3 protein-coding genes and 1 pseudogene are annotated in these 5,719 nt (G+C 40.0%); 2 read left to right on the top strand and 2 right to left on the bottom strand.

Annotated features, from left to right (window positions below; all coding sequences use genetic code 11):
- Positions 1 to 246: 246 nt before the first annotated feature.
- Positions 247 to 1,050, top strand: a pseudogene (locus AFK68_RS13475) (BMP family protein); the annotation flags it as partial.
- A 1-nt stretch (position 1,051) separates the two neighbouring features.
- On the top strand, positions 1,052 to 1,573 hold a 522-nt coding region (locus AFK68_RS13470), incomplete at its 5' end, for a BMP family protein (RefSeq protein WP_143437848.1).
- 554 nt (positions 1,574 to 2,127) lie between these two features.
- Here the strand turns inward: AFK68_RS13470 and AFK68_RS13465 are convergent.
- Entirely contained in the window at positions 2,128 to 2,862 is a 735-nt protein-coding gene (locus tag AFK68_RS13465; RefSeq protein ID WP_256386549.1) for a CHAT domain-containing protein, read from the bottom strand.
- 17 nt (positions 2,863 to 2,879) lie between these two features.
- Positions 2,880 to 3,313 (bottom strand): CHAT domain-containing protein (locus tag AFK68_RS45070; protein WP_371357373.1); only part of this gene is annotated, 434 nt, incomplete at its 3' end.
- Positions 3,314 to 5,719 lie beyond the last annotated feature (2,406 nt).

Genomic DNA, 5,719 nt, shown 5'->3' with positions numbered 1-5,719 from the left:
GTGTGGGAAGTGTGGGAAGTGTGGGGAGACCTCCCTTCCATTTGGAGGAATAATTGTACCTGTAAGATAACAATGGCAAAAAACCTTCTACATATAAGAATAACTAAAATATTTGTAGGGGTTTGGTCTCCTTTCCCCATTCAACCGGACATAATATTACTTATCCCACACTTTACGCTCTGCACAACCGAGGAATAAAAACTATTTTTGGCTATATTTTAAAATGTTAAACTTAATCTCTAATTAATGATACTTTATCTAATCAAAATAAAAAATATGACTAAAAAAATTAATCGACGTTCATTTATTGGGTATATTTCAGCCAGTTTAGCAACAAGTTTATTATTAAAAGCTTGTGGTGATAAACCATCATATTCTCCTTCTCCCTCCACAATGATTCTTACAGAAAATCCTGGTAATGATTCTACAGATGCTGAAAATAGTTCTGAAACTTTTAAAATTGCTATTGCTTTGCCTGGAGTTATTACCGATGGAGGTTGGAATCAATCTGGTTATGAAGGAGTAAAAAAAGCAGCCGAAAAACTCAATGGAGAAATGATTTATGTAGAGAATGTTGCTCAACCTGACCAAACAGAAACTCTGTCAGATTTTGCGAGGAAAGGTTATGATTTAGTGGTTGGTCATGGCGGACAATTTGATGCTGCTATTCAACAAGTAGCTAATCAATTTCCAGATACATTTTTTCTGGGAGTTAATGGTAATATTGCCGGAGAAAATTATGCTTCAGTAACAACAAATTATTTCCAAGTTGGTTATCTTGCTGGTGTGGTTGCTGGTTTGATGACTAAAACTAATAAAGTTGCTTATATTACGGGTTTATCTTTTAAGGGAACTAACTTACAAGGTAAGGCATTTGAGTTAGGAGCTAAGTCGGTAAATACCAGTGTTGAAGTTGTGATTAGTTACACTGGAGATTTTAATGATATTGCTAAAGGAAAAGAAGCAGCTTTAGCTTTAATTTCTACAGGAGTTGATGTTATTTATCACTTATTAGATAATGCTGCTCCGGCAGTTTTACAAACGGCACAANAAGGGAACTAACTTACAAGGTAAGGCATTTGAGTTAGGAGCTAAGTCGGTAAATACCAGTGTTGAAGTTGTGATTAGTTACACTGGAGATTTTAATGATATTGCTAAAGGAAAAGAAGCAGCTTTAGCTTTAATTTCTACAGGAGTTGATGTTATTTATCACTTATTAGATAATGCTGCTCCGGCAGTTTTACAAACGGCACAAGAAAAAGGAATTTATGCAGTGGGTAATACAACAGATCAGTTAGATGTTGCGCCAAAAGCAGTATTGACAAGTGCAGTTCAGGATGTGGGAGGAGCGATCGCCTATGTTGCTAATTTAGTTAAAAATAATCAAGTTAAAGGAGAAAAATATATATTAGGAATTGAAAATCCAGAAATTACTAAATTGGGTCGTTTGAATGATGTTTTGCCAGAAGAAGTTAAGCAAAAAATAGAAGAAACTCAGCAGGAAATGTTGGCTGGAAAATTGCAATTTAAAGATTGTTCAGAAGGTAGTCAAGAGAAAGTTTGTATTAAGTAAAGGGAGAAGGAAGTAGGGTGCATTAATGNATGATGTTTTGCCAGAAGAAGTTAAGCAAAAAATAGAAGAAACTCAGCAGGAAATGTTGGCTGGAAAATTGCAATTTAAAGATTGTTCAGAAGGTAGTCAAGAGAAAGTTTGTATTAAGTAAAGGGAGAAGGAAGTAGGGTGCATTAATGGAATGTAACGCACCGTCTTTTTAATAATGTTCGGTGCGTTACGCTTTCCTGCGGAATGCTGCGCAAAGGCTTTTCATGTCGCGCAGCTAAACACAGCCTACTACTACTTATTTCTGTCATTACGAGCGACAGCGAAGTAATCTCAAATCCTATTTTTTTCCTAGCTCATGGGTAAGTCCTGATAATTAAAGCGATCGCCTTTGAGAGATTGCTTCGGGGGGTATTAACTGTTATGACAACAGAGTTAATATAAACTATTCCCCCCCTCGCAATGACAACTTTACCCTTAATTTGACATATTTTAATCCTTCTGGTGAGCAAGATGCTCGCACTTCTGAAAACTCAAAGCTGATAACTGATAACTGATAACTGAATTCACCCTTCTCCTTGACAAACAAAACCTGCCCAATAATAAGGATGATTAAACGGTTTTTCGCCTCCGAGCAATTCTTCAGCTTTTTCTACTAAATCAAAAACTTTCTGACAGTTATCTGCTATTTTCTCCTTTTCCTCATACTCTCTGCTCCCTTCTTCAAACTCATCTAATACTGCCTCTGCATCGTCCAAACTCTCCTCTGCTTTTGCCACCGTTAACTCTTTCAATTCCATCTGTGCTTGCCATAACGCATCTGCACTCGGAATACCTTCGGCGCGGTTGCGGTGGTAAAAATATGATAATATTGTTGTTGCTAGATCGTTGACTGCCCACAAACTACTGATGACATTCGACGCACCTGCTGATAAAAAGGCAGCGCTGAGGGTAAATATATCGTCCGTTAATTCTGAATTTCCTAATGCTGTTTCACAACAGGAGAGAAATAAATCTCCTAACTGCGGGAAACGAATGCTCGCATTGAGCAACTCCCCTAATGTTAAGTCTGTGTCTCCTAGCAATAACTTTGATTCTAATGGTTCCGTTAAATTAGACTTGGCGTGGTGACTGGAGAGTAAACCTAATACTTTCTCTCTCGTCAACAACTGTTTATACTTAGCTTTGGTTGCCTCCTTGCTACCTTTGAGATGGTGTTCGGGGGCGACTCCATAAATTTGTGCTACTAATTCGCATTCTTTGGGAGTATATGGTAAGTCATCTCTGGTATTTTCGACGATACCGTAACGTGGTAGGNAAATTAGACTTGGCGTGGTGACTGGAGAGTAAACCTAATACTTTCTCTCTCGTCAACAACTGTTTATACTTAGCTTTGGTTGCCTCCTTGCTACCTTTGAGATGGTGTTCGGGGGCGACTCCATAAATTTGTGCTACTAATTCGCATTCTTTGGGAGTATATGGTAAGTCATCTCTGGTATTTTCGACGATACCGTAACGTGGTAGGTTTTTCTCTGAATATGGCGCTTGTTGCCGACAAAATGTTAATACCTGGGTGCTGGGTGCTATTCTCACCCGAAATTTATCCCCTAAATATTGTCCGTTGTCTAGGGGTAATGCTGGTAACGGAATTTGATGCAGAAACATAAACGGCACCAGAATAATTTCTTTGATGTCTGTGAGTTTTTCTACGAGTTGGTTTATTTGCAGTCTGTCTGCTATTTCTTTTAACATTCCCTCCATTTTGTCTTGCCATTGTTTGTATAATTTGTGTTTCTGTTGTTTGCGGGATGCCTTAAAGTCGGAAAGACTAATTTCTGTTGTGGTGCCATCGGTGAGTTTAACTACGACATTCGATGGTTTGGGGTTAATTGACTCAATGGCATCAACATCACATTTGGCTAAATTTGCCGCTGCTTGACGTTCTGCTAAATTATCTATTTCGGAGTAAGGTGTTAACCAATTATCCCGTAACCACAATTGGAATCTTTCGTAACTTTGCTTTTGACAACGGTGCAATTTTACCCCTGCTTGAGTGAGGATAAAAATATAAGTGTCATTTATGGTAGTGTAGAAACTCAGCAAAGCAACATCGTTTTTTTCCATCTCCCCCCTTTCTAAGGGGGGTTGGGGGGGATCATTCCTAAATTCCAACAACTCCTTCATCCCCTCCACACTAACTCCCGGTGCTTGTTGACCTTCAGCTAAAACCGGGTCTAGTTGACGCATCTGTTGCCAAATTTCCCGTTTTTCAGCTATTAACTTTCCGATATCCTCCGTAATATCATCCCACTCGTCGCGGGTAAGGTTACGACTAGCACCTACTAATTGCTTTTCTTCTGAGGTTTCTAACTGCCGACGTAAACTGTCAATTTCCCACTGTTTTGCTTCCATTTGTTTTTCCAAGTCGCGGATCGCTTCTGGTACCTCGGCATTTTTGTATAAATCTTTCGTGAGAATTAAGTCAAGCAAGCGACGACACCGGAATCTTTCTAGTGTTTCCAAGGCTTTGTCATATTGTTGAAGGTTAACGCAAGCTTGAATCATCAATTCATAGACATATCTATTGTCACGCAAGATTTTTTGCCTGGCAATTTCGTCGGGTATCCAATCTCGACTTTGCTCGATGGCGGCAATAGCTATTTCATAGTTATCGATGGCGAGTTGCCAGTTTTTTTGTTTTGAGGCCAAGGTAGTTAGGTTTAAGGCGGGTTTGAAACATTCGGCTGGTAGGGTTTCTGGTTTATTAACTCTCAAAGCATCTTGGTAGCAGGCAATGGCAGATTCTATGTTCTCAATACTGTTACCTTTGATTCTTGTACTGTAGGCATTACCAAGGTTGTTTTGAGTCAAGGCCCAATTTTGGGGATAGGCAGATTCTGTTCTCACTCTCAAAGCAGCTTGGAAGTAGGCAATAGCAGATTCTATGTTGTCGGCTTTGTTACCTTTGATTCTCAGATAGTAGGCAGTGCCGAGATTATTTTGAGTCATTGCCCAATCTAGGGGATAGACAGATTCGGTGAATACTCTCAAAGCAGCTTCACAGCAGGCAATGGCCGATTCTATGTTGTCGGCTTTGTTACCTTTGATTCTCAGATAGTAGGACGATCCTAAGTTGTTTTGAGTCTGAGCCCAATTTTGGGGATAGGCAGATTCTGTTCTGATCCTCAAAGCAGCTTGGAAACAGGCAATGGCAGATTCAATATTGTCCGCTGTGTTACCTTCGATTCTGTTAGAGTAGGCAATAGCTAAGTTGTGCTGAGTCTTTGCCCAATCTAGGGGATAGGCAGATTCGGTGAATATTCTCAAAGCAGCTTGGCAGCAGACAATAGCCGATTCTATGTTTTCGGTAGTGTTGCCTTTGATTCTCTGACGGTAGGCATTAGCAAGGTTGTATTGAGTCTTTGCCCAATCTAGGGGGTAGTCAGATTCGGTGAATACTCTCAAAGCAGCTTGGTAGCAGGTAATGACAGATTCTATATTATCAGCAATGTTGCCCTTGATTCTGTTAGAGTAGGCTGCTCCTAGGTTGTTTTGAGTCTGGGCCCAATCTAGGGGATAGGCAGAGAGGGTATATACTCTCAAAGCAGCTTGGTAGTAGGCAATAGCAGATTCTATATTATCAGCAATGTTGCCCTTGATTCTGTTATAGTAGGCTAATCCTAGGTTGTATTGAGTCTGGGCAAAATCTAGGGGATAGGCAGAGAGAGTATATACTTTCAATGCAGCTTGAAAGCAGGCAATGACAGATTCTATGTTGTCAGCAATGTTGCCCTTGATTCTGTTATAGTAGGCAGTGCCGAGATTATTTTGAGTCATTGCCCAATCTAGGGGATAGGCAGATTCAATTCTCACTCTCAAAGCAACTTGGAAGCAGGCAATGGCAGATTCTATGTTGTCGGCTTTTTTTCCTTTGATTCCGTTATAGTAGGCTAATCCTAGGTTGTTTTGAGTCTGAGCAAAATTTTGGGGATAGGCAGATTCGGTGAATACTCTCAAAGCAGCTTGGTAGCAGGTAATGGCAGATTCTATATTGTCGGCAGTGTCACCTTTGATTCTGTTATAGTAGGCTAATCCTAGGTTGTATTGAGTCATTGCCCAATCTAGGGGATAGGCAGATTCAGTTCTCACTCTCAAAGC

Source organism: Hydrocoleum sp. CS-953, assembly GCF_002260545.1.
Classification (GTDB): Bacteria; Cyanobacteriota; Cyanobacteriia; order Cyanobacteriales; family Microcoleaceae; genus Trichodesmium.
Note: the sequence above shows the minus strand (reverse complement) of the source record. Positions and strands in the feature narration are given on the sequence as shown.